This window comes from Fusibacter sp. A1 (assembly GCF_004125825.1).
Taxonomy (GTDB): Bacteria; Bacillota; Clostridia; order Peptostreptococcales; family Acidaminobacteraceae; genus QQWI01.
Genome location: NZ_QQWI01000004.1, coordinates 302,125 through 328,243 on the forward strand (window position 1 = coordinate 302,125; position 26,119 = coordinate 328,243).

26 protein-coding genes and 1 pseudogene are annotated in these 26,119 nt (G+C 41.1%); 2 read left to right on the plus strand and 25 right to left on the minus strand.

Features of this window, described 5'->3' with window-relative positions; all coding sequences use genetic code 11:
* Positions 1–135: 135 nt before the first annotated feature.
* The 4 genes from DWB64_RS07205 to DWB64_RS07220 form a co-directional block, all read right to left on the minus strand.
* Complete coding sequence (locus DWB64_RS07205; RefSeq protein WP_129487537.1) at positions 136–2,160, minus strand: sigma-54-dependent Fis family transcriptional regulator; 2,025 nt, start codon at positions 2,158–2,160, stop codon at positions 136–138.
* Between the two features lie 99 nt (positions 2,161–2,259).
* Complete coding sequence (gene iadA, locus DWB64_RS07210; RefSeq protein WP_243118956.1) at positions 2,260–3,420, minus strand: beta-aspartyl-peptidase; 1,161 nt, start codon at positions 3,418–3,420, stop codon at positions 2,260–2,262.
* Positions 3,421–3,430: 10 nt separating this feature from the next.
* Complete coding sequence (locus tag DWB64_RS07215; protein WP_129487539.1) at positions 3,431–5,101, minus strand: methyl-accepting chemotaxis protein; 1,671 nt, start codon at positions 5,099–5,101, stop codon at positions 3,431–3,433.
* 45 nt (positions 5,102–5,146) lie between these two features.
* Positions 5,147–6,574 carry a cyanophycinase gene (locus DWB64_RS07220; protein WP_129487540.1) on the minus strand — a complete coding sequence of 476 codons (1,428 nt, stop codon included), beginning with the start codon at positions 6,572–6,574 and terminating at the stop codon, positions 5,147–5,149.
* A 386-nt stretch (positions 6,575–6,960) separates the two neighbouring features.
* Between DWB64_RS07220 and hpf the strand changes: the two genes are divergently transcribed.
* Complete coding sequence (hpf, locus tag DWB64_RS07225; RefSeq protein WP_129487541.1) at positions 6,961–7,491, plus strand: ribosome hibernation-promoting factor, HPF/YfiA family; 531 nt, start codon at positions 6,961–6,963, stop codon at positions 7,489–7,491.
* A gap of 43 nt (positions 7,492–7,534) precedes the next feature.
* Here hpf and DWB64_RS07230 read toward each other — a convergent pair whose 3' ends face one another.
* The 21 genes and pseudogenes from DWB64_RS07230 to DWB64_RS07325 all read right to left on the minus strand — a co-directional run bounded on the left by DWB64_RS07230 (position 7,535) and on the right by DWB64_RS07325 (position 25,344).
* Positions 7,535–7,972 carry a hypothetical protein gene (locus DWB64_RS07230; RefSeq protein WP_129487542.1) on the minus strand — a complete coding sequence of 146 codons (438 nt, stop codon included), beginning with the start codon at positions 7,970–7,972 and terminating at the stop codon, positions 7,535–7,537.
* A gap of 33 nt (positions 7,973–8,005) precedes the next feature.
* A complete protein-coding gene (locus DWB64_RS07235; protein ID WP_129487543.1) occupies positions 8,006–8,377 on the minus strand; it encodes a flagellar protein FlaG in 372 nt (123 codons plus the stop codon).
* Positions 8,378–8,464: 87 nt separating this feature from the next.
* Positions 8,465–8,641, minus strand: coding sequence for a hypothetical protein (locus DWB64_RS19235; RefSeq protein WP_164980297.1), 177 nt, complete (start codon positions 8,639–8,641; stop codon positions 8,465–8,467).
* A gap of 27 nt (positions 8,642–8,668) precedes the next feature.
* Positions 8,669–9,124, minus strand: coding sequence for a flagellar export chaperone FliS (gene fliS, locus DWB64_RS07240; protein ID WP_243118957.1), 456 nt, complete (start codon positions 9,122–9,124; stop codon positions 8,669–8,671).
* Between the two features lie 19 nt (positions 9,125–9,143).
* On the minus strand, positions 9,144–9,497 hold the full coding sequence (locus tag DWB64_RS07245) for a hypothetical protein (protein ID WP_129487544.1): 354 nt from the start codon (positions 9,495–9,497) through the stop codon (positions 9,144–9,146).
* A gap of 1 nt (position 9,498) precedes the next feature.
* On the minus strand, positions 9,499–11,415 hold the full coding sequence (fliD, locus tag DWB64_RS07250) for a flagellar filament capping protein FliD (RefSeq protein WP_129487545.1): 1,917 nt from the start codon (positions 11,413–11,415) through the stop codon (positions 9,499–9,501).
* A 23-nt stretch (positions 11,416–11,438) separates the two neighbouring features.
* Positions 11,439–11,819 (minus strand): flagellar protein FlaG, encoded by a 381-nt coding sequence (locus DWB64_RS07255; protein ID WP_129487546.1) that lies wholly within the window; start codon positions 11,817–11,819, stop codon positions 11,439–11,441.
* Between the two features lie 1,035 nt (positions 11,820–12,854).
* Positions 12,855–13,022: a transposase gene (locus DWB64_RS19610; protein WP_129487547.1), complete on the minus strand. Its 168-nt coding sequence runs from the start codon at positions 13,020–13,022 to the stop codon at positions 12,855–12,857.
* 544 nt (positions 13,023–13,566) lie between these two features.
* Positions 13,567–14,772: pseudogene (locus DWB64_RS07265) on the minus strand (IS256 family transposase); the annotation flags it as partial.
* 365 nt (positions 14,773–15,137) lie between these two features.
* On the minus strand, positions 15,138–15,953 hold the full coding sequence (locus DWB64_RS07270; protein WP_129487549.1) for a flagellin: 816 nt from the start codon (positions 15,951–15,953) through the stop codon (positions 15,138–15,140).
* Positions 15,954–16,083: 130 nt separating this feature from the next.
* Positions 16,084–16,518, minus strand: coding sequence for a flagellar assembly protein FliW (gene fliW, locus DWB64_RS07275; protein ID WP_129487550.1), 435 nt, complete (start codon positions 16,516–16,518; stop codon positions 16,084–16,086).
* A 78-nt stretch (positions 16,519–16,596) separates the two neighbouring features.
* On the minus strand, positions 16,597–16,830 hold the full coding sequence (gene csrA, locus DWB64_RS07280; RefSeq protein ID WP_129487551.1) for a carbon storage regulator CsrA: 234 nt from the start codon (positions 16,828–16,830) through the stop codon (positions 16,597–16,599).
* Positions 16,823–17,266, minus strand: coding sequence for a flagellar assembly protein FliW (gene fliW, locus DWB64_RS07285; RefSeq protein WP_164980299.1), 444 nt, complete (start codon positions 17,264–17,266; stop codon positions 16,823–16,825). Before fliW (DWB64_RS07285) ends, csrA begins: the two co-directional genes overlap by 8 nt.
* A gap of 9 nt (positions 17,267–17,275) precedes the next feature.
* Positions 17,276–17,848: a DUF6470 family protein gene (locus tag DWB64_RS07290; RefSeq protein WP_129487553.1), complete on the minus strand. Its 573-nt coding sequence runs from the start codon at positions 17,846–17,848 to the stop codon at positions 17,276–17,278.
* A 29-nt stretch (positions 17,849–17,877) separates the two neighbouring features.
* Positions 17,878–19,488, minus strand: a complete 1,611-nt coding sequence (flgL, locus tag DWB64_RS07295) for a flagellar hook-associated protein FlgL (RefSeq protein WP_129487554.1) — start codon at positions 19,486–19,488, stop codon at positions 17,878–17,880.
* A gap of 17 nt (positions 19,489–19,505) precedes the next feature.
* Positions 19,506–21,164 (minus strand): flagellar hook-associated protein FlgK, encoded by a 1,659-nt coding sequence (flgK, locus tag DWB64_RS07300; RefSeq protein ID WP_129487555.1) that lies wholly within the window; start codon positions 21,162–21,164, stop codon positions 19,506–19,508.
* A gap of 12 nt (positions 21,165–21,176) precedes the next feature.
* On the minus strand, positions 21,177–21,674 hold the full coding sequence (locus tag DWB64_RS07305) for a flagellar protein FlgN (RefSeq protein WP_129487556.1): 498 nt from the start codon (positions 21,672–21,674) through the stop codon (positions 21,177–21,179).
* 74 nt (positions 21,675–21,748) lie between these two features.
* On the minus strand, positions 21,749–22,018 hold the full coding sequence (gene flgM / locus DWB64_RS07310) for a flagellar biosynthesis anti-sigma factor FlgM (protein ID WP_129487557.1): 270 nt from the start codon (positions 22,016–22,018) through the stop codon (positions 21,749–21,751).
* Between the two features lie 81 nt (positions 22,019–22,099).
* Positions 22,100–22,507 (minus strand): hypothetical protein, encoded by a 408-nt coding sequence (locus tag DWB64_RS07315; protein ID WP_129487558.1) that lies wholly within the window; start codon positions 22,505–22,507, stop codon positions 22,100–22,102.
* A 19-nt stretch (positions 22,508–22,526) separates the two neighbouring features.
* On the minus strand, positions 22,527–23,195 hold the full coding sequence (locus DWB64_RS07320; RefSeq protein WP_129487559.1) for a ComF family protein: 669 nt from the start codon (positions 23,193–23,195) through the stop codon (positions 22,527–22,529).
* Positions 23,164–25,344 carry an ATP-dependent RecD-like DNA helicase gene (locus DWB64_RS07325; protein ID WP_129487560.1) on the minus strand — a complete coding sequence of 727 codons (2,181 nt, stop codon included), beginning with the start codon at positions 25,342–25,344 and terminating at the stop codon, positions 23,164–23,166. The genes DWB64_RS07320 and DWB64_RS07325 overlap by 32 nt, the downstream gene beginning before the upstream one ends.
* Before the next feature lie 136 nt (positions 25,345–25,480).
* Here DWB64_RS07325 and DWB64_RS07330 point away from each other — a divergent pair, with 136 nt between their 5' ends.
* Entirely contained in the window at positions 25,481–26,104 is a 624-nt protein-coding gene (locus DWB64_RS07330; RefSeq protein WP_129487561.1) for an acetyltransferase, read from the plus strand.
* Positions 26,105–26,119 lie beyond the last annotated feature (15 nt).

Consider the following 26,119-nt stretch of genomic DNA (forward strand, 5'->3'; position numbering starts at 1 on the left):
GATGCCAACTTTCTCAAAATCCTCACTTTTTTTCAAAAGAGTCTGAATACTCAAAGTTCACGCTTTATCAGCTGCCTCTACGCACGAGTAGGATGACAAGCCCCTCTTTTGACTCTTTTATTGGTTGTTTAATGGTTACTTAATGGTCATCACGTGATGTCTTCCACGTTCTGTCAGCTTGGCACCCACTTTTCCACGCCCCAAAGAAATCAGGTTCATCTCCTTTAAATGCTCCAACCTGTTGCGCATCTGATACTTGGTCATTTCAAAAGCGGTTCCAATGGAGTAGGTGGCAAGCTTTTCTCGTCCGCAAGCTTCCTTTCGCTTTTCAAAGAGGGCGATCGCCTTTAGGATAAACAGCTCTTCTCCTGCGAGACCATCTGTCGCAACAGAAACCTCCGCAGTATTTTTCTGGACATGCTGAAGATACTCCGGCAAATCCATTGTCGTCAGCTGGTTTGATTCAGAAACCGCGGACATATAGCCTAGGCAGTTCTTAAGCTCTCTTACGTTGCCCGGCCAGTTGTGCGCCTTGAAGATTTCAATCACATCTTCATCGATACTCATTTTCGATATCGCGCCCATATGCAGGTGATGTTCTATCAAGGATCTTAGGTCCTCTTTTCTGTCCCTAAGCGGCGGCAATTTGATATAACCCATTTGAAGTCGGTAGTATAAGTCTTCTCTAAACTTATCCTGCGAAACCAGAAGCGCCAAGTCCTTGTTGGTCGCCGCTACGATCCTTACGTCGATCCGCTTGATCTCATTTCCACCCACACGCATGATTTCGCCCTCCTGCAAAACTCTTAGGAGTCTTGCCTGAACCTTGGGTGAAACATCACCGATTTCATCCAGGAAGATTGTTCCACTGTCCGCTTGTTCGAATAGTCCTGCCTTTCCACCCTTTTTAGCACCGGTGAAGGCGCCCTCCTCATAACCGAAGAGTTCGCTTTCGACAAGCTCATCCGGAAGCGAACTGAAATTGATCGCTAGGAAAGGGCCGTTTTTTCTAGCCGATTCCCTATGGATCGAACTTGCGAACAATTCCTTACCCGTTCCGCTTTCGCCGTGAAAAAGAATGGTCAGCTCCGACTTCGCCAGTTTTTTCGACAGCGTCTTAGCCCTGGTCAGCGCAGCGCTCTTGCCGATGATGTTTTCAAACTGATACTTGGCGGTGTAGCCCCGTCTTGCAAACTCCTGTTTGATGCTCATGTGATCTTCAAGAATGGATTCCGGTCGTCTAAAAGACAGGATGTATTCTCCCGTCTTTGTTTTCATCTTATTGATCGCAACGGAATGCCCTTCGATTTCGATGAAGTCACTGCCTAGTCCGCTTGATTCGTAAATGAACTCCAGCAGTTCGGCATTGTAGATGACGTCTTTGGCCATTTTTCCAATCACCTGATAGTGCCTGCTGTTAAAAAACGTCAGCGCATACTCATTCATCACCTTAATGCGTCCGGTTTCATCGATCACCATCAAGCCCTCTTTTAGAGAATCGATCAGACGGTTCAGTTGACTGTTCAGTCCTTCGATTTCCTGTCTGGATGCGGCAAGTCGTTTGGCGATTTTGATGATTTTCTGCAGGTAGACACTCGAATACCGCCCTGCCTGATTTCCCAAAGTGTCCAGTGACATCAAGACGTTCGTCACCGTCGAAAAATCAAGCAGCCTGGGACCTATATCATAGATCAGCTCGACGGATTCCGGCACCTTGTCCGGTTCCCCTGGAGTCACAGCCACTTTAAACTTTCGGTCCGGCGCTTCCATGCCTGGGCAAAAGGCCTGATACTCCAGGTGGTCGATTCCCAATGAAATCAGATTGTCGATCATGGCCGTCGCAGTCTCGGGCACATCGTTTACAAGCAGTACCGGAGTACCGCTGGGTATAGAAACGATTTGGTCGATAAAATCGTAATTGATCGTTCTTCCTGCAATAATCGTTTCCGAATTTTCGTCAAAGCAACCTAAGGCCAAGAGGTCATCCTTGGTCAGCTCACTGGAAAGCAACACGAGGTCGTCGCTCACTTTTGTACAGATCCCGTTTTCATAGGCAAGCAAAGTCACCGCCTGGTCCTTGATATGTTCCTTTAGTTGCTCATGGATCGCCCTTGCCGTATTCATCGATCCAGCTACGATTGTCATCGATTTTTTAACCATGACCACACCTCCTACATTATTTCTCTATTATACCCTTTCCATTAGGATAAAGGCAAAATAGCAGTATGTAAAAGTACTCACTTTTACATACTGCTATGGTTAAAAGGTATCTTTCACCAGCAATTCACCTGAGAACATCATCAGCTGCCCCATGGAAATTACCGTTTCAATACCGAAGGATTCATCCACGATCAAAATATCCGCATCATAGGATTCCTCTAAGAATCCTTTACCCTTTAGTTTTAAGATTGTAGCGGGATTTTCAGTCACCGTCTTTATCACCTCTTCAAATGCCACCCCGTACTGATCATGGCAGCTCTTAACAGCATCAAAGAGTGAAGCGAGGCTTCCAATTGTTAGCCCTGTCAGGTTTCCATCAGCGTCAAAAGCCGGCAAACTTCCCTGACCGTCAGAGGTGAGCGTCATTCTCGAAACCGGAACACCGGCATCCAGCATCCTACTCATGGCTTCAGGCGCTGCGATCTCACCTTCTTCAATAAAGGCTTCGGTCGTGGAAGTGGTAAAGTCGACATATCCGCCATCTTTTGCATAACCGATCGCTTGGTCGAACAAATGCTGGTTCCTATTCATATGGGTAGGTAGGAACTGCGTGATAGGAATGGCCGTATCCTTTAAAAGTGCAAGAATCGGGTCAAGACCGCTTTGCGCGTCACCTAGGTGAACATTGCATATTCCGCACTTTGAAGCCAGCTTGCCTGCAACCCTCGCATCCGAAACAGCCTTGGCAAACTCATGCCTGCTGGCATGCGCGCTCCTATGGTCACTGATCGCAACCTCTCCGATTCCTATAATCCCTTCAATCATCATGATGTCCTTCATGATATCTCCTGTAACTGTCTTAAGGGGCAACCTGTAGGAACCCGTATAACAATAAGCGCTTACACCTTCTTCCCTTAATCCGTACATCTTTGCGACAAGGCCTTCCATGCTTCTGGATACACCGTCGGTTCCAAGGCATCCCACCACCGTGGTGACACCCGCCCTGATCATATCGGTCATTTTAAGTTCTGGAGTTCTCGTTTTGAATCCTCCCTCACCACCGCCGCCGCAGATATGGACATGACCGTCGATAAGCCCGGGAAGCACTTTTTTACCAGCTGCGTCGATCGTTTTTATGGCTAGTGAGTCCTCAAAATCAATCGAATCCGCGATACGCAAGATCTGTTTTCCACCGATCAGGATGTCCTTCTTCATAAACTCACCGCGGTGATAGATCTCACCATTCTTAACTAAATACATAACATGCTCCTTAAGTAGACTCTTTATCATAACGCTCTTCTACATTACCCGTAATACGTCCGTCTCTTATTCTTTCATTGAATAGCCGGACTAATTCTTCAGACCCATAGGCTTTAGAAAAGCCCATTCGTGTATCCGCCTTTTGTGTAACGTATTCGAGCGTTCCCTTTTCAATGCCATCGTCTCCAAAATAGACAGACAGCAAATGGTCTCCAACATATCCGTTGGCTATCAACATGTCCAACTGGTCATTTTTCAACTTTTCAAATAGGTCCTTTTCACTTGATGAACTGACACGTGTGTAATTCGTTGCTTTGTCAAAAGCGTTGAAATAGCTATACCCTTTCACAACGCCTATTCTGAGCCCTCTAAGTGATTCAAGGCCAGATACCTTCTTTAACCGTGTATCCTTGGTATAAAAATGATATCGCTCCTCATGCCTGTAGTTATCACTAAATTCCAAATAGGTTTCCCTCTCTTCATTATAGGATATGGCAGGCAGGATTACACCTATTCCCGACTTAATCATTTCAATCGATACATCCCAAGGAACAATCACGAATTTCAGCGCATAGTCGTAGAATATTTGCCGCAACAGCTCAACATCGATCCCAGAGACATTATCAGTCGCGGTATCATAGAAGACAAACGGTTCATACGGCGAGCTTACAACGATTAAGGTTTCCTTGTCCCACACCTCAAAACGATTCATCAAGTCCAAATTCAGATGTTCAAAGGTTGTGGATGCCTCGCTTAACTGATTCACCGCTTTTGTCTCATGCTCTATCGCAAGGCTTATCTCATCGATTTCACTAACCATTTGAGTATTTAGTTCAAACACCTGGTCAAATACGTCGCTTACCTCTTTTGCCTGCAATGTGATGTTCTCGACCCTGTTAGTGAGACTCACATTTAACGAACTGGCATGCTTCGCTACTTGATTCGTTGTTTTCATCATTCCAATCTGATTTTCCAAAACCCCGGACTGAATATGAATAGCCTCACTGGTTTCTGTCATCTTATGCTTGATCTTCTCATTGGCTTGATTGATTTCCTGTAAGACCCGTTGCATTTCATCGATCACCGAAGAAGTATCTTTAGATAACTTGGATACCTCTTCTGCAACTACAGCAAATCCCCTACCGTGTTCACCTGCACGAGCCGCTTCTATGGCGGCATTTAGAGCGAGTAGATCCGTCTGGGCTGCAAGCCGTTTCACACGGTCGATCATATGATAGGTCTCAACTACACTGCCTGACATCGTTTCAACCCAATCGCTTTGCTCCTTAATTTCAAGATTGATTTGATCAAAGGCGTTCACTACAACAAATAGATCCTGAGCAGCAACCTCTATCGTTCTCGAAGTATCCTGAGCCGCCATAGATGCTTGCGACGATAGTTCGGATTGAGCATCCAAACTGTCGTATACCTCCATCAATCTTGATGACATCGCTGTTAAATGATCATTTTGCTTTTTTGAGTTGAAATGTAGTCGACTGCTCTTATCAATCACAGACTGCATGTCCATATAAAGCGCGTCAACCGAAAAAATATACGTATTCATAATTTTAATTAAAGATTCAACCCAAGTATGTTTTACGACCGGCTCGGAAAATGATCCATGACGTTCCAATTTCACTTTTCCAGCGGGTTTTGCCTTTTTATCATTTTTAAAAAACATTTCAACCTCTTTATCGGGTAGCTGTCAACCGTTCAAACCTGATCGTTATTTTACCTGTAGCTCGTCGCCTACTCTTATTAGATTCGGATTTACAAGCTCATTGAGTTCGATCAGTTCCTGTAGATCCATATTGAAGTCCTTGGCGATTTTCCAAAGACGGTCACCTTCTTTGACGACATAGGTCTTAACTGCAGCTTGAACCATATTCGTTTCATCTTCATAAGTGATTAGTACGCTTATCGGTCTGATATCCATCCCGACCCTCTCAAAGGAATACAAGTCAACGGCACCACTTTGCCCCCAGTATCCCTCCGTGTTGTCCTTTAAATAAAATTCAAAGGCAAAACCATTTCCACCCACGTCATATAGATAGGTTTTAATCTTGCTTGCCGCCTCGTTGTCCACTAGGTCAAAGGCAATCATGTTCTTAAAGGACTGATTGGCTGACACCGAACCTGTATGCGTCGGATTTTCAGTGTACATGTACTCATAACCTATAGTGGTATATTTATCCGCATCCATATCAAACTGATCATTAACAGTATCATAGGCATCTACATTTTCTAGGTAAGACACTTCTATGCCTGTATACGAACTCCCTTTCATCTGGGCGTCAGTGACATCGACGACGACGACACCACCAGTTCCTACCACTTCAATTCTTCCTGTAGCTCTATCATAAACAAGACCTGTGTTCTCCTCAACTCCATAAGCCATAGTTGAAATCGCTTTGTTTTCATAGGCTACAACAACAAGCCTTCCAAGCCTACCTTTTCGATCAAAGTGCTGGTCGACAATCCCCTTGTCAAAGAAGCCAAGCCCCTTGGATGTCACAAGACCGCCTTGGTTCTGGTAATCAAGTGTCGAATCGTCAAAGTCGCTCACCTCGCCTAAAGTGAGAGCGCCTAAACTATCACCCCCAGCAATCATCAGATCACTCATAATGGCGGCACCGGCACTTGTTCCACCGATAACACCACCGGCATCATAAACCTTCCAGATCGCCTCCAGTACGCTTGTAGGGCTACCGTCTACATTCAACAGCACCTCGGTGATTCTCATCTGATCGCCACCTACAAACCACACCGCAGTCACGCCATCAAGCATGCCTGCTACTTCTGTGCTGTTGCCGTTTTCCGCCCACAAGGATTCGTCAATATCCTTTGACTTCTTATCGTCTTTGACAGCCAGTGGCAAAATGACAATTTGCTCTTCTTTTAATCCATGGGCAAGCATATCCTCTTTAAACATCTGGCTGTATTTATAAGGACTACCGCTCGCAGCAGGCACAATCGCCACCTTTGCCATATCCACTCCGCCTGCAAGCTCAACAAATTTTTCATAAACCGCGTCATTGTCCTGCCTCAAGGCACCGCCCACTATGAGCAAACTTCCCTTTTTGGCTTCCGCCGCACTTGCAAATGTTGCCATGACCATAAGCACTATTAGAACGATACTGACTGTTTTTTTCATCCTAGAACCCCTCCTATTTTAGATATCTATCACTATTGCAAATGACATGCCAATAAAAAGAGGTTGAAAACTGCAATACCTGCAGTGTTCAACCTCTTTTTAAACCATTCAATAACCATTAAAGAACCATTAAATATGCTATCGCCTCTTCTTCAAATCCGCTTTACCTCATCACATACCGCTTCTATCATTAAGAGCATATCGTTAAAGACTAGTTTTAACTTACCAATTTCCAAACATTCCCTCAAGTCAAGTAAAATAACAACATTTTAACCTTTCATTTTTTTTGATTTGTTTTGTTACATCCCAAAACTTTAGGGTATCTAGTTAATACCACTAAAAAAAATCGAATTTCCATCAAGGAAATATCGAAAGGAGTTGGATCTATGAAAGTAATCGTAAGCGGAAAAAACCTACACGTAAGAGACGACATTAAAGCATTAATTGACGAAAAGCTTTCGAAATTCGACCGCTACTTCAATAGCGATGTCGAAGCATTTGCTACTTTTAGTCACATTAAAGACCAGCAAGTCGTAGAGGTAACCATTCCTCTAAAAAATGGAGTAATCCTAAGAGCTGAAGAAGTTTCTGATACAATGCCAAATTCAATCGATCGAGTGGTAGACCGATTGAGTAAACAGATGAAGAAACATAAGACAGCCCTTGACAAGCGTTACAGAAAACATGATACGATTCGTTTCGAACATATTCCAGATACGGAGGAAGCCACAGAGACAAGTAAAATCGTTAAAGAAAAGAAATTCCCAGTGAAACCTATGGATCCTGAGGAAGCAGTACTTCAAATGCAAATGCTCAATCATGACTTCTTCGTATTCCTCAACGCAAACACTGAAGAAGTGAATGTTGTTTACAATAGAAAAGACGGACATTTTGGCTTAATCGAGCCATACGTATAAAAAATAAAAGATCCCTTAATTGGGATCTTTTTAATGTTGATTTCTATTTGTCAAAATAACTATTCGTGTAATAGTACATCTTGTTCTTGTCCACCAGCTTCGGATTGGTCTTCAACTGCTCAAATGCGTTACTGATCAGTCCACTCACCTTTTCATCCGATGTTTTAACCTGAACCATCTGCTTTAGCACTTTTCCTGATATTCCTTTTAAGGTCTTAAGCTCTGGATGGTTCTCAGCATTTAGCTCAGAAAGGTCGCTTACACCTAGTTCTTCCTTCAGTTTTTTGATTCCGAACATGACTTTGTCATCAATCACATGAATGCTTGTGATCATACTTCTCTTCTTGTCCACAAGACTTCGAATCGCCGTAAAGTTCTGATCAGCAGACATGGATTCAATCATCTCGTTGGCTGCCAGATACTCATTAAGAAATTCGAGCTTCTCGTTATTATATGTAATCAGGTTCTCAATAAGGTTCATACCCTCACCTCTTTTGTTTCCGACATTCGATTTCTAGATTCTTTTATCTAGGACAATTCCATTCATTTGCATCAGATTGGCAAGAATGTCTTGAACCCGCTTTGATGGATACTCAGAGATGACTTCATCCGTTTTAGTATCCACAACCGTATAAATCACGGTCTTAGTCACTTCATGTACTGAACGATCAATGCGTTTATCGAACATTTTCATCTGTCGATTAGCTCTATCAAGGGCTGCGGTTACACCAGGCTCGTACTCAGTCTCATTGTCTCTCTCACTTCTGAGTGCACCTTGTGTCTTTTCATTGTGTTTTGTGCTTCGAGCTTCTGGCATTGATGCGATCACTTTGGTTAGTTCCATCCCGGAACCAGTAGGTCGAAATTCCCCAACGGATTGCATCATAACCCCCCTTTCTCCTTTAGTCCTATCATACCAAGTTTAATAAACTATTGCAATCTTGCAAAAAAGGAAGCAGCACCCCTGGCGCTGCTACACTTTGATGTCCAAACTCTGTCCTTTGCCTGTCATTTTGGCCACATCTTTCGACATTTCCATGATAGCGTCCATCGACTGGACATCCTGATGCATTACCTTTTGCATCATGCTCATTCTTACTGCACTTTGTAGACTATAGGTCATCGCAGCCATCTGAGAACTGATATTCAAAAGACCACATCCTTTCTATGAGAACATCTAAAGAAGTGACATAGCTTCTTTCCATGTATCTCGCATTTCTTCTGCAATTACAAGCGCATCCAACATATGCTGTTCATTTTTCTCAACATTGCTTTCTACCAGTTTATCATAGATAAAATCATATAAAGCATCAAACTCATTACTTATTTCGTAATCCATATCGAGTGTCGACTGCAATTCAGACACAATTGCCTGGGCCTTTATTAAATGCTCACCTGTTTTTCCAATATTGCCTTGTTCATTAAATAGCCTAGCCATCTTGATAAATTTTATCAAGCCTTCATAAAGCATCAAGGTCAACTCCTGAGGACTGGCAGTAAGTATTTTCTGTTCTAAATACGCATCATGTTGCGATTTTTGCTTAGTAGCCTGATGAACCAATGGCTTATTCGGTGACCGTAATACAGCTTTTGCAGCTGGTTTGCTATAATTATAAGGATTCAACATCGCCATAATACACCCCTTAATCTACTTATTTTTTGTCGTCAATATAGTAACCATCACTTTGCGGTATAATCTTATGGTAGCTTCTAGACGCTTTTTTTGATTGTATCGCAATTTTCTTTTTTGAATTCAACTCTTTAATACTTTCTAAAACGTGTTTTTTCATCTCATAAATATTCATCATCGAATCATGGTGAATCGTTTTCAAGTAGCTTAATATTTCTTCCGAAAAGTCATCTTTATCAAATGACTCTGTCAACTGTGTTTCCCTTAACTTAAGCAATCGATCTATTTCATTTAACACATCGTTTGTTGGGCTCTTTTTGCTAAGTTCGAATATCGCTTCTGTTGTTTCAATAAATTCTTTAACCGCTTTTTTCATATCAGCCACCAAGTTGACCTAAGAACGCCTGAAACTGGCTATCCATTTGTGACAATACACTTTCCATGTTACCAAATAGTCTATAGTAGGATTCTTCTTTACTTGAAAGTGAATCCAACAAATCCGCAATTCTTGAATCATATTCCTTAATTCTCTTTTGCATTTCGTTGACAAATTCAGTAGTGTCACCTTTCACACCTGCACGTTCAATCAAAAAACCTTTTTTTCCGCTAGATGATCTTGTTGTTCTTATATTATCTTGTAAAATGTCATATACTCTGTAGGCAATACCGTTTTCGCTTTTACGGGTTGCTCTATCAGTATCCGAATACGTGGTACTCGACTGCTTAGTAAATAGTTCAATCACTTGATCGGTTTTATTAACTAAAGCATCTTTTAATTTTGCTTCATCTATCACAAGTTTTCCATTATCTTTATAATTTGATGAAGTAGAAATACCAATATCCTTCATTGATATGTTAAGTCCATCTATAGGTTCATAAAAAACGGTTCTTAAGTCAGATAAAATTTTACTCAAAATTGGATCATTACTCAAGAGGCCAGCTTTGGCTTTTTGTTCCCATAATTTCACTTCATCTTCTGATAGTGCTTCTTTTTCCTCACTAGTCAAAGGTTGAAAATCTCGCAATGCTTTTTCGTTGATTTTACCGCTAATATCATCAATTATCTTATTGTAGCTCTCTACAAAATCTTTAATATTTTCAATGATGGTATCTGTATTATCAGCAGTGATATTTACATTGATAGCATCAACCTCAGTATAAGTTTGATTTAAAGTATATTGAACATTTTCAAGCGTAAAAGTATTCGAAGCTCTACTTGTTTGAACTCCATTTACAGAAAAGATTGCATTTTGGCCAGCTGTTCTTCCAGTAGTATCTAATTTTAATGCGGTTTCAAGAAAACTATTTCCTGAACCATCAGGGACATTGCCATTAGCATCTCTTAAGTCAATATTAAACGCTTCTCCAGTTTGAGTAGATGCTAATGTAAAACCATCCGAAATAGTACTATAGCTTATCAAAACTCCAACGTTACTATTATTTATTTCAGCCATCATATCTTTAATTGTTGTTGTCTCACTAAAAGTAAAATCAACACCATTAATACTAAAGCTTTGATCACCAGCTAAATTAAATGCTCCAAGTATTGTTTCATTAACATTCAAATAATTTGTTTGGTTAGCAGTAAATCCAAGTTCACCAATTAAATCACCACTTATTTTCATTTCATGGGCTGATTCACTATTTCCAATAACTAATCTATTATCTACAACTGAAGCAGAAAAGCCAGTACCAAATGCAGTATTCAATTTACTTGTTAACTCCGTGGTAAACTGTGGGGATCCATCAACTAATGGGTCACCATCTAATCCAACATATCCACCATCTAAGGTAATTGTTTTTTCAACTCCATCGAATGAAAATTTAAATGTATTTTTTCCACTAGTAATTGCATCATTAATAGTAGTTAAGTTAAGTGTAAAAGTAGGGTCAGAATCTCCACTAAAATCTCCGGTAACACCTTGGCTTTTCCAACTATCTTTAGTTGCAAGCTGTGTAATCGATTCAAAACTAACAGTTGTAGCAGTAGCACCAGCTAGTGGGTCTGCTGTTATCGCGGAGTTAGTAACACCACCAGCAGTTAATTTTGCAGCATACACATCAAAAAAACTAGCAGAACGTAAATTAGTAGTTGGTTTTAATACATCAAAGTATGAATCAGTAAAAGATCTTAACACATTGGAAGTTTCACGGTAAGATTCAATCGTCCAGTCCACTTTCACCTTTTGAGCTACAACCGTATCTACACGTGATTGCTCTATTTTCATTAAATCTTTTATCATTTGGTCGGTGTCAAATCCAGATGATAAACCTGTAATTCTCATCGTGCTCATAGTTAACCACCTTTCATAAAGTATTAAGCTTTTTCATCAACGAAAAGACCAGCAAGTTCCCACATTTTTGCAATCATATCCTGTATTTTTTTTGGTGGAAACTCACTAATGATTTCATGGGTTTTTGTATCACGGAGTACATACATAACTGTTTTAGTTTTTTCATGAATGGTTCTTTCAATCATTTTATCAAATTGCTCTAGGGATTTATTTGCTTGTTTAACTGATTTATTTAATAAATCCTCATTATGTTCTACAACATCCACTTCGCTATTCGTTTGATTATTTTCTTGCAATGATAAACCATTCAATCTTGAATTTACAATTTCAGATTTATCTGCTTTTCCTTTTGACTGAATGGAAGCTGTTGAAGCATTTACAGATATCACACCATCAATTTTCATAATCACACCTCCATAAGCAAATTCTTTCTAGTTAGTTTATCGGCATAATCTATTTAAACTTTAATAAATAAAGGCCACATAATAAACATTGAAATGGAACATAAAAATCTATTACTTTTTGTAAAATTAAATGCTTTATATGCAACAATGAAAAGTATATAGAACGTGGATTGGATATACAGAATCAAAACGAATCAGAAATTTGAGTTGTATAGTACAGCATATCACAACCGGTACAATGAAACACTTAGCGCCTTCAAATATTTTTATAAAACTGTCTTACCGAGGTGTGTAATTGTAAAATAAAGGTTCTTAAACATCTTTCTAACCTCGCTTAAAATTTTAGTCGTTTCAGAAATAGAATAGTGCATATTTGCGGTTAATAACCTTGAGTCAATAAATTGAGTAGGGTGCTTTCCAAAAATGATAAACAAATCATTTGCAACTGTTTTTTTCATCCTGTAAAGTCACACTCAATCAATCATAATCGCTCGTGACAAGAACGAATCAAGTGCGTTTTTAGGCATGTTGCAAGATCATATGAGGGATGCACTTGAAGAGTCAATGAAGACGCGGTCTTGCTCCTGTCTGATCGGTGCAGCATTCCTCAGACCACAAGTCCGAATACGGCTCACTCCAGATCCTAACTGCCAAACTCGACCTCCATTTCTAACTGGGATCTACGGGTGTCATGCCCTAAGCACGGGTCTTCAGTTCCCAGATTCCTAAAGATCGCGGCTTCGTCACTAGACGACTCCCATCAGACAGAAGCATCCCCTTCAATATCTTGATAAGAGACTGCCGGTTCTGAGTTTAAGCCGCCTTGGGGTTGATGAGCATTTCGCCGTTCTTGCCATGAGTGGTTTTTGAGAGTAGCATGTTGACGTTCATAAAGAAGGCATATATTAAACACTGGATATGGGTGTTTTTTTACCCCTCGTTTTGTGACGCTCCTAAAACCGATAGCATCTAGATTCTCATCAGACATGAACGGTTGATTGTACTATGGTCAGGAATTTTATAACCTTCAAGGGGTCATTTAAAACGTAGGTCATACAAGCACGCTTGCTCAATCGCGCGACCGCCTGTGATACCAATCATATGACCAAAGAGTGTGATTCTTGAAAGTATTCGTGGTGGGTATGGCGGACGTCCGATACAAGAGTGCAAGTCGTAGAAGTGATACATAGATAGTTCGTTCATGATTTGGTGAAAAACGCGTACAGGTGCATCATTAGGTAAATCATATCCGTGATCGTAATGAAACGCGAGTTGAATTGAGTCCTCATTGTTGTATACAACTCATGTGCAATATTGTCTTATAACAATATTATACCACCATAAATATTAGTAACTAATGATTCAACTGAGGATGACAAAAGTGCAAATAAAAACAAGGTATTCGAATGGAATACCTTGAGTTAATCAGGCGAGTTGCTTATGGAATTATATTCCTGTTTAATTACAGCCACTTTTTAAAGTCCCAAACGTACTGACCAATGCATCCATCTCCTCCACGATTATCCTCTTTTGGGGTGGTAATCCTCGTAGATAGATATTAAATTTAATAGACTAAGTTTTTAAAACCACTCCACAGACTGTCTCCTACATCCCAGTACAGTATTAAGAAAATACCTATCCTTAACAATCCTCCGTCCCCCTCCACACGAAGACACTATTATTCAACTAGAAAATGGTACCGTCAAGATTTATGCGCAAATTAGTTTAGCCGCCTGGTTAAAGACGATTATATAGCAATGGAATCATTTGGATCATCTAGTTCCATACGATCTAGATGATTCATGTTTAGATAACGCTTCATACCCCACTGTGTACCTGCAACATGCCGTAATCTAGCGCAGACAAGCATAAGTGCAGAATTGCCATCAGGGAATGTTCCAACAACGCGCGTGCGCCTTCTAATCTCACGATTAAGACGTTCAATGGTGTTGTTAGTTCGTATTCTAGTCCAGTGTTTAAGGGGAAAACTCATGTATGTAATGGTTTCCTCGATACTATCTTCCACCTTCTTAGCCGCTTGGTGCAGCTTCATTTCTTTGAGTTTTTCAACGACTTGAGCAGCCTTGATCCTTGCAGCTTTCTTGTCTTCACTTGCATGGATTGCCTTGAGCATTTTAGTCACATGACCCATCTTTGAACGAGGCGTTACTGAGAAGACATTTCTATAGAAGTGGACCGTGCAGCGTTGGTATTTAGCGTTTGGAAACACTGCGGGAATAGACTCAAGCATACCAAGAGACTTATCACCGATTATCAGCTTAACACCTGAAAGGCCACGTGATTTGAGCCAGTTAAAGAAGGATAACCAACTCTCTTTGTCTTCCTTCATGCCCTCAGCGGCACCAAGGATTTCACGGTGTCCTTCTTTGTTTACACCAATAGCAATCAGGATTGCAACGTTCTCATATTCGCCACCCCATGATCGTTTGAGGAAGATACCATCTACATAGACATAAGGGTATTCTCCACCTGTGAGAGGGCGATTACGCCATGTTTCTATGTGTTCATAGGCTTTCTTATTGAGGTTGCTAATCGAACCTGGCGAAACCTTTGTACCCCATAAAGCCTCCGTGATGTCTTCAACGCGACGGACGGAAACGCCTGCAAGGTACATTTCAATCAGTGCTTCTTCCACGGAACATTCTCTTCTGTGATAGCGTTCTATAATTGCAGTCTCAAATTTCATCCCTTTAAGTTTGGGTACGTTCAACTTCACATCACCCGAAGTGGTTGTAAGTCCTCGTATGTAATGACCAGCCCGATATCCTTTGCGTTCATCAGAACGTTCATATTTGGAAGCATTCAACAGCTCATCGGCTTCCTGATTGAGAAGGGCATTGAGTGTTTCCTCAACACTGTTTCTTACAAGATCCTTAAGCTCGGTTTTGATTACCTGTTCATTTAGTTGTATAATGTTACCCACCATGGTTCGTGCCTCCTTGGTAGGGTTTTGTGTGGTAACTTTATTTTACCAAACGGCACTGGATACATGTCCTTTTTTATTTGCGCAACTTATTATACGTTATCGGACACATGTCCATTTTTATTTGCGCAACTTATTATACGTTATCTAGAAAATTTCCATTTAACACATAAGGGACTTTCACTCATTATCGTATAGCGCTGCTTAATGCACAAAATAGACTAACAGCACGTTAGTCTATTGAGTATGCTTATAAATTGTATCTCTTGATGTGCACTCGTAAATATGCCTAAAACAAGAAAAGAGTGGGGTTTCAAAGAAATCCCACTCTTAGCAATTGACCTAGAACCTCATATAATTACTTACTTAATGTATTATCTAAGTAGTTGTAAAACACCTTGAGGTGCTTGATTAGCTTGAGCAAGCATAGCTTGAGCAGCCTGTTGCAAAATATTATTTTTAGTGAAGTTCATCATTTCTTTAGCCATATCTACATCTCTAATACGCGATTCAGCAGCTTGTAAGTTTTCAGAACCATTGTCTAAATTCTTGATTGTATGTTCCAAACGATTTTGTAGCGCACCTAATTCAGAACGAGTTTCTGATACTGTAGTGATTGCTGTATCAACTAAAGCAATATCTATATCAAATTGAGCGGATGTACCATCAACGGCAATAACATCAACTCCTAAAGTTGTAGCATCCATTGAGGTTGCAACAGTTACATCAACAGTTTGACCTGCATTAGCTCCTATTTGAAGATCGACAGCCAAAGTCCCATCTAAAAGTTTTGTTCCGTTAAATTCAGTTCTATCTGAAATTCCTGTTAATTCCTCGTTTAATGCATCTACCTCAGCTTGGATTGCAGCTAAATCATCCGCCTCATTAGTACCCGTACCACCTTGAACTACCAACTCTCTCATTCTTTGAAGTATAGCATGACTTTCATTTAATGCCCCTTCAGCTGTTTGAATCAAAGATATACCATCTTGAGAATTTCTAGATGCTTGATTCAAACCACGAATTTGACCTCTCATTTTTTCTGAAATTGATAGTCCAGCTGCATCATCGCCAGCTCTGTTGATTCTAAGACCTGAAGATAGTTTTTCGATTGACTTTGCACCGTTATCTGAGTTAATACCCAATTGTCTGTGCGTATTCATTGCCATTAAGTTATTGTTGATTCTCATAATCAATTCCTCCTTGAATTGTTTACATAGGTAGCATCCTTGCTACAGTTGTAGTATTAAAACCTACGGCCGCTGGTTTTATATACCTGTTTATTTTATCGGCACTTAAATAAAATACTTTAATAATTATTTATTTTTTTTTGAATGTTTCATGCATTGAAAAGTTTTCGTTATATAAGACCACTTGTTCTGCTTGTCTATTAGAGTAATTTACAACAATAGGACTAAGCAAATTATAATGAAAATTTTCAACTTTATCAGGAATTGTCACAATGCTATAAATACCAATTTCACTATTAGCGTCTATGCCTAATTTTTTTTCAACTTCTTCTGGTAAATCAAATTCATAATCTTGTTTAAAAATAAATGGCACTGTTAAAACAAAGGTTAAATCAACATCATCTACTGACTGTAACCAAAAGAATGGAACCGGTTTTTCAGTATCGTTGTTCTTTACAATCACAAAATGCTTCTGTGATTCAAATCCCATCAGACCACTAGTAAATGTAATAATGTTTTCTTCTGGTACTTCCAACTCGCCGAAAAAATAAGTGTTTACTATCATTTTTTCACCTCCCAGTTTCTATTTACCCCAAATTTCAGAAAAATATCATTGACTAATCAACAAATTAGTACTAATATTCTATTTGTTTTCTGGGTATAATTTCTTTTTTAGAACATCAATTGTTTCTGCACTTAGTGCTGCAGCCTTGTTTTCTTCTTGAATCTGCTCGTACACTTCTTTTCTATGAACTTCAATCGTTTTTGGTGCACTAATACCTAGTCTTACTTTACCTTCAGAAACACCAAGGATTTTCACTTCGATGTTTCCATTAATGATGATACTTTCTTCCAATTTTCTAGTTAAACTAAGCATCTTCATCACCTTGATTTACAAATAATTGGTGTTTAAAAGCATACTCTTCTTTTAAAATAACTTGTGATGCCAACATGCTTTTGTGATTAACAATGATTGGTGCTTTAAGATTGATTGTAGTTTTAGCTACATCATCTAAAAGTACAACCAAGTTGTAGACAGAAACATCAGAAACCTCTTTAATTTTTAAAGCTTCAACAACCGCATCTGCCAGTTCAAAATCATACTTATCAACAAATAGAAACGGATTAGTTACAATAAATTGTAAATCATCTCGCTCTAAACTCTTTAAATAGAAGAATGGGAATTCTGGTTCTGCAGCGGCTACAAAAATATACCTTGTGAGATTTTCAAATCCATACATACCATTTGTAAAATGCAAAATATTTTCTTCTTGATACTCTACTTTTCCTACTCCTATAATTTGAGTTTCCATCATTAGCTCCTATACCTGTTTATCTACTTTTGATTGATAATTAAAAGCAATTGTATTGTAACTTTGCATCGCAATTTTCACTTGCGAAGGGGTATACTGATGTTCTACTTTTGATTTCTGTGTATTGTTTATAATATGTCCTTCTTGAACCCTTATATCATTTTGTCCTTCAATTAAAGTAATCGTCGGCCGTGACTTAGGTATAAAATCGATATTCCAATCACTATCAAACTGTTCAAACGCGTTGTAATAAGCTTGGTCAGCAATTGCATTTGGATTACTATGAACATTGGTGAGTTGTGTACCCTGTTCAGCAATTCTACCTATACTTGCCACCATTTCATTAAGAGCATATGCTGCCAACTCTCTTGTTAGTTCAAACACATCTTTTAGACCCGCTTCAGAAAACGCCCGAGACTGATCTATTTCAACTTTGGGTAAGGTTGATTCAATAAACACCTTTGGATGTTCAGTTTGAATATCTAAAGTAAATTGTTCTTGTGTAATGGTTTGTTGCCCACGAGTTCGATTGATAGAAAGTATGGCCGGTGTTGTTGAAATATTAACTTGACCGATTGCCATAAGATCACCTCATTTCAACTAACTAAATTCTATCTTAAAAAATCCACAAGCGATGGTTGTATAACCCTCGCACCAACTGATAAAGAAGATTTATATATATTTTCAGAATTTTTTAGATCCATAATTACTTGACCGATATCGGCATCTTGAGCATCCGATAATTGCCTTGTATACGTGATGTTATTTTCTGCAATTCGATTGGTGATTAACTCAAGTCGATTCACACGTGCTCCAATATCCGCTTGTAATGATAAGATATTGTTAAGGTGTTCATCTACTTTACCCAAAAAGCTTTGAATACCAGCATCATCCCCAATTTGCAAAGCGTCAAACACCGAATTAAAATCGCTGATTAATTCACTCTCGGTTGATCTGATGGTCTCTACGGTAAGGGTCTGAACCTTCCCTTCTGCAACTACTCCACTTGTAGTAATCTGAATCGGAACACCGTCGGTACCGCTAGCAACTACTTTGCCTGGTCCAAATACAGCATCAAACTTTGCATTCATCTCTGTGACGACATCATCTACCGTATTGGGCAGTACTCCTGCGTCAAATAATGTGATTTTTTGCCTGCTTCCATTTACTGTGACGATAACTTCCCTGTTTTCAAAAACGCCCGGGTCCAGCGCTATGGCCGCATCTGTTAAAGCTGTCGAAGCCGTTACAGACGCTTCAATAGTATCCGCACCTGCCTCAACAGTTGGTACAAATTTAGTACTTGCTGTCGACATGGCGACATTGCCGTACTCCTTCATTTTAACGACTAGTTCGTCATTTATATTATAATAGATATCTGCAATTTCTGACAATGCCACTGTACCGTCACTGGCTTCCCGATAGGCCTTCAACACGGTTTCTTTCGTGATAGGATAGATAGATCCGTTTAGGGTGCTCTCGTCGATATCAAACACACGTGGAACACCATTGTCAATCGTTAAGCTTAACTCATCAACAGGAACAGAATAATCTTCTGTCAATGAAAAATTCCCACTTAAAATCGATTGTTTTGCTTCTACTCCCTCAGTGCTACCTTCCACCGAAGTTTGAGTAAAGGCGTCGTCTATATACTTATAACCATAAATATCTAATCCATTTGATGAAATGTTGATGCTGGTTCCGATTCCTACTTCGTACTTTGTAACTGGTGGATTATCTATTGTAAACTGCGTAACATCAATATTAAAGCTACCATCCGGATTAAAGAATTTCTTATCTGTTTCATACCCTGAAAAAACGTATCGCCCGGCAAAATTAGCATTACCATTCGTAATCAATTGCTCTTTTAACCCATTTATTTCATTAGAAAGTTTCTGTCTATCTTCAGTGGTATTGGTACCATTTGCTGCTTGTACCGCAAGTTCTCTCGCCCGCTGAAGCAACCCAACGTTATCATAGACAGCTGATTCAGTGACTTCAAGCCAAGCAAGTGCATCCGTGGTGTTTCTATCGTATTGATTTAACTCAGATATATCCGAAGTGAATTTTAATATTTTTGACGATAAAATTGGATCATCCGAAGCACGTTGAATCCGTTTACCGGTCGCCAACTGATCTTGCTTCGTGTACATGCTTCGCTGGTTCAAGATTAAATTCCGTCTCAACTGGTCAACCATCATATTGTTTGTAACACGCATCATTTCACCTCCTAAAAAAATTATCTACCGACCAATCCCAATCGGTTGATGATTGTGTCTAGCATGCTGTCTATCGTAGTCATCAACCTCGCACTGGCATTATAGGTATGCTGAAACTTGATCATTTCACTCATTTCCTCATCTAAGGATACCCCTGCAATCGACTGTCTGTTGATATCTATCTGCGTTCTTAGGTTTGAGGTGTTGTCACTCATTCGAATCGCTTCTTGGGTGTCCACACCAAGGTTTGCGACTAAGGATTTGACAAAATCGTCTGGTGAACCCCATGCGAATAACTCAACATTATGTCTCGATTCAGCCAGTCGTAAGGCGTTGGTTCCATCACCTGGTAAGCCTTCTTGATATTCTGCAGTAGCGAGTGAATCTAAATCCTCATCCACTTCTTTTGAAATTGTCAAGGACGTTGTATCCATCCTATCGGTGATATAATACCGTCCATCAATGTATTTGATCGATTTTTTTTCGTATCCGGCTGTGTTTTTAAGCACAGCGCTCATATTTCGAACGACAATCAAATCGTTTTCTGTTTCTGTATTGTCCTCAGAGACTCCTACAATCACCGAATCGGTAACATCAATCGCATTACCTCCATTTAGGCCGAATTGCAATAAATAATCATTGTATTCATCCGTCGACATGCCATCGATGGTAAACAGGTTAATCCCTGAATCACCACTTAAGGCAAAGCCAGAACTATGGATCCTATTCAACTCATTTGTCATGGTATCTGCAAACTCATTCAATTTTTCAATATAGTAAGGAACACCTTTTGAATCTCCAGAGGCGTTGGATTGTAAATCGAGCAAGGCTTTTAATTTTCCACCGTTTCTGATAAAGGTGCTTCCAGATTTCCACGCGATATCATTAAGGTATGGCGCATCGCCTTCATTTAGCAGCTCAGTCCGCGTAACAGTAATCAACTCATCGTAGCGGTAGTGCGAAACAAGCGCTGTTCCGGATGCATTGATGAAAAATCTTCCCATGTCGTCTTCAAAGTAATCGATGTCGATAAGTTCTGACAGCTTGTCGACTAGCAGATTTCTTTGGTCCCTAAGGTCATTTGCCGTACCGCCTGAGAGTTCTGAATTGTAGATCACACGGTTCAGGTCTACGATCTGCTGCGCATAACTATTTACCTGGGTAGCCGTAACTTGAACATTAAAATCCGTATCTTTTTGGAACTTCTTAAGGGATTCGCTCATGCTGTTCAGTCCACCTGTCAGCGCGATGGCCCTTTGTCGTACTAAAGCTCTTGTAGTCAAACTCTCAGGGTTCTTATTGAGCTCATGCAAGGAAGAATAGAACTGATCCATCAGTTCCCTGATACCAGAATCAGAAGGCTCATTGAATATGGACTCGATAGTCTCCATGCCATCCATTCGAGCTTCCCATTCACCCAACTTTTCACTTTCACCACGGAACTTGAAATCTAAAAACTCATCCCTAATTTGAATGATCTGTTCGGTGTCCACTCCGGTTCCAAGCGATCCCTGAATTCCAGGTAGTTCGTCCGGACGGTCCGCCTTCATGGTTACCCTTTGACGGGAATAGCCTTCGGTATTTGCATTGGCGATATTGTGTGACACCACATTTAACGCTTTCTGCGAAGCGAATAGTCCTGATTTTGCAATATTTAAACCAAAAAATGTTGACGACATAGTATCCCCACCTTAAATTTTTGCATCAAATAAACCTTTGCCTGCCTTAACTTCGCGATCCTTGGCACCTTTTCCGTATCCCGCTTCTTCGACACCTAAGGATTTGGCTAAGCTTAGTGTAACGTCGATGTATTCGAGGGATTGGGTGATCAATTTTTCATTCAACTGATTTACATCCCTAATATCCTCTATCACATCGACCAACTTGTTTTCAAAGACCCTAAGCTGCTGCGCCTCAAAGCTGTTTAGCATATCATACAGTTCTGAGAGCTTGTCGATTTTCTTATAACCCTTTTCACGACAAAGACCATCTACAGCTTGAGTTCTTAACGTTTCCAACTGTACGATGGTCTTAACAAATCCTTGTTCTTGTTTGGTGATGGCGTCCAATGCCTTTACATCGTTGTTGATGATCACATTCTTTTTTGTTTCCTCTAATTTTTTAAGCTCAGAATAAAGTTTGACTTCTTTCTGAATAATCTCTATCAGATCATTAAAATAATTCTTCATTTTTCACCTCGATGCAAAGTCATAGGCTCATAGCCAGCACAACGACCTGATCCTTCAAATCGCCGTGCCGCGTGCTATTTACCTAAGATTTTCTTCGCAATGTCTTCACTGGATGGCTTGTACGTACCGTCCTTGATAGCAGCTTTCAGTTCTTGCACTAAGTCTTCTCGAATGTCTGGAAGATTCTTGATCGCCTTAGTAGCGACTTGTACTTCTCTTGCAGCGTCAGATATTTCGATTTTGTCTTTTGTAACCTTGATTCCAGTCGCTTTTTCAGTCTTGTTCACTGGTTTAACATACGTCTTCATGGCATTTTGTACATTTACATTACCATAGATCTTCATAAGAACACCCCCGTTTACTCCGATTTCTTACTAATTATATCGGCATATCAGGGGGTGACTTTACACTTTTTATGATTTAATTTATTTTTTCGAGTGGAACGAGGTTTTATGCTCCTTTTTTGAGGATGCATCAATCGAACTTGCGATCTCTTTTCCGGCGGCGCCAAGCGCTTTTGCCATTTGCGCCTGACACTCTTCGCAGTAGCGTCCGGTCGCGATAGGCTTGTCACAGCGTTCGCAGTTTAACAGCAGATTCTCGCCCTTAAACTCCAGTCTTCCATCCCTTAAAAATGTCATCAGCGACTCGTGAGAAACGCCAGTATCGTCTTCCACATCCTTTAAACTTGCATCGGGATTATCGTAAAGATACTCCCTCACGGTCTGAAACTCCTTCTCGTGGGTGTCGCGACACCTTGTGCAGACCTTGATTCCGCCCACAGAACTGAATAATCGCCCACACTCCTTGCAATTTATGATTTTAGCTTCCATACTGCCGCTCCTTTCAACGTCACTTCTGAATAGGTGTATAAAAAACAGTAGCACCGATGAGCTTCCTGTCCTCAGAACTTAACAGCCTTGCCGCAGCTTCCATTGTCGCACCTGTCGTATAGATATCGTCTATCACAAGTATCTCGGTTTCAGTGATGGTGCCATTAATCAGCTTAAAGGCGTCCGCCATGTTCCCGTATCGCTCAAGTTTTGACAGCTCGGACTGGGTAGACTCGTGATGCACACGTTTGAGCATCCTCCTCACAGGTTTTTTCACAATATGTCCAAGTTCCACAGCGATGTCATAGGCATGATCGCATCCGCGCATCCGGTTTCTTTTTTTTCCGGATGGGATGGAGGTGATCACTTCGAACTCCAACCCTTCCTCTACTATTTTTTCTGCCAGAAGATGGGCAAGCACATGGCTCATATATCTTTTATGACCGTATTTATGTTTATAGATGATTTTTTTAGCTGTTTCATTAAGTAGATACCCACTAATTACCTGTTTATAAACAGGAATCTCCCTATTATGGGAAAAAGGCATCTCCTCAAGCTTGCTAAGACAAGTCTTACAAAGGTAGGGCGCATCGAGTTTCTCTTCTTTTTCACATAACATGCACTGCTCATCGAGCGGAAAAAACAGATCGAGTATATTATTCTTTATCGTCCTTAAATGCTCCTTCATATACTTTTTTCAACCTTTCTGCAAGACTTGATCTTCTAATCACCACTCGCTGGGAATGAACAAGGTCCTGAAAGACCCTGGTGTCTCCGATGAGCGTCAATTGCTTTTTCGCCCTTGTGATCGCAGTGTAGATCAGATTGATAGACTTAAGGGGTTCAGGCATATGAAACATCGGGATGATGACATAGTCAAACTCATTGCCCTGACTTTTGTGAATGGTCATCGCATAGGCAAGCACCAGGTCATCGCTTAGTTCCTTAGAGTATTCCACCCGCTTGCCGTCAGAAAACACGACGACCATGCCTCTCTTATCCGCCGTCTCCACCTTGCCGATCTCACCGTTGAAAACACCGTCTCCATCTTCAAGGGTTCCGATTCTTGTCCATTTGATGCTGTAGTTGTTCCTGTTCTGCATGACCTTGTCCCCAACCAAAAATCGACCGAAGACCTTGTCCCCTCTCTGGGGATTAAGCCTGGCCTGCAAAGCGATATTAAGGCCCTCAGCGCCCAATGCTCCACTTCTTATCGGAGTCAAAATGGTAACCGACTCTATCGGATCTATATGATAGTACTTCGGCAGTCTCAACGAAATCACATCAAGAAGGGTATCGAGAATCTTGTTCTGCCTGGATTCCTGAATGAAAAAGAAATCCTTTCCCTTTTGGTTCACCCCAAGCTCACCGTCATGTAAGATCGCATGGGCATTGGTCAAGATAAGACTTCCCGCCGCCTGTCTGTGGATCTGCGACAGCTCGCTTGTCGGTATCACACCAGAATCGATCAGATCCCTAAGTATGTTGCCGGGTCCCACGGCAGGGAGCTGGTTCACGTCCCCGATCAAAATGATCCTAGTCCCCGTCTTTGCGGCGTCCAGAAGCTTTAAGAACAAAGGGGCGTCCATCATCGACACCTCGTCGATGACAATCGCATCGACCTCCAGCGGATTTTCGTAGTTCCTTTGAAAGTGCAAGAAGCTCGTATCTTCCTGATACATGTATTCAAGCAGCCGGTGGATTGTCGAAGCAGGTCTCTCGATAACCTCTTCCATTCTGCTCGCAGCCCTTCCAGTAGGTGCCGCGAGCGCATATTTTATCTCACTTGCCTCCATCCTCAGGACCAGTTCCTTAAGTATCGTGGTTTTTCCTGTTCCCGGACCACCTGTGAGTATATACATGGGTTCTATAAATGCCTGATCGACAGCAATCTGCTGTTCCATCGTCAGGTCCAGTTTGCTGAAATTGCCTTTATAGGACAGATCCTTGGGCATTCCGTGCTGAAGTCTTGCGATCTCCCTGATGATTCCTATCTCGGTCTTATGCATGTTCATCGCATAAATTCTGATTTCGGTTTCCACCTTCTCGACGTGGATATCCCCACCAACCGCAAGATCAGAAACCGCCACATCAAACAGGTCCTCAGGCACGTTTGCCATGCTCCTTAGGAGCCTTAAAAGTTCAGACCTACTGAGAAACATATGACCGTTCATCGCCTCCTGGTCAAGCAGATAGACGATGATCGATTCGATACGTTCCGCGGCATGATCGTCAAATCCAAGTTTCTTTGCGACCTCATCCACCGTCTTAAACCCGATGCGTTTGACATCCTTCAAGATATAATACGGATTCCTCTTGAGTTTTTCTATCGTGTGGGTGCCGTAAGCCTCGTAGATTTTAAAGGATTGCTTGACACTGAGTCCCAGCTGGTTCAAGAAGAACAGGATCTCCTCTGCCTCAAGGTGTGACTGAAAAGAGGCGTGGATCTTCTCGAATTTAGAGTCACCGATACCGCTGATCTCCTTGAGCCTATCGGGATTATAGCGCATGATATCGAGGGTGTCCTCTCCGAATTTCGCGACAATACGCTCGGCGGTGGATTCTCCGATACCTTCAAACAGACCTGATGCCAAGAAGTCCTTGATCTTATTGCTGCCGCTTGGGAGCAGTAGCTTGTATGCCTCTGCCTGGTACTGCTTACCGTAGAGCGCATGTTCTTTCTCAACCACATGAAACTCATATTGCATATCCATCGCAAGCTTTGTAAAAGTACCTGTGACAGTCACTTCTTCCTCGCCTGTGTCGACGACCAATATATGATAATGATTTTCTTCGTTCTGATAAATGACAGTAACGATTTCACCTGTAATGATCATAAATACTCCAATTCGGACTAGTAAATTTTGTATGCCTTAATGATAGCATATAATGCCCTTTAAATGTAGCAACGTAACTACACCTATCGCATTATGTATGATAAAATTATACTAAATACGAGAAAGGTGGTGCCTTATGTCAAAAGAATTAATCATACTAGGAACCGGAGGTCACGCTAGGGTTGTTTATGACGCAGTGATCGCCGCAGGAGATTACAGACCTATCGGTTTTATCGACCTGCAGACCGACTACACAGGCGAAGAGCTGCCTCTACCCTACTTAGGTGACTACTCCACGATCCGTAAGTACCCTGACGCACACTTTATCATCGCAATCGGCAGCAACAGGATCAGACAGGAAATCGCCGACGGATATGACATCCACTATGCAACCATCATCCACCCAAGCGCGATTTTCGGGAGCAATGTCACACTCGGAGTAGGATCCTTCGTGTCAGCAGGAGCGATCATCAACGCCAACTCCATCATCGGAAAACACGCGATCGTCAACACAGGTGCCTTGATCGAGCATGACAATATCATCGGACGTTATGCACATATCGGACCCAAAGCGACAACTGGTTCAAACGTCATCGTGGGTGAGCATTGCTTCTTAGGCATCCATGCGGCGATCCTGCCTAACTTGACGATAAGCGGATACAACACCATCGGCGCGGGAGCTGTCGTCACAAAGGATATCCATACACACGACGTTCACGTGGGCATACCCGCAAAAGCGTTGGGTAAGCATCATAAATAGGATATGTCAAATTAG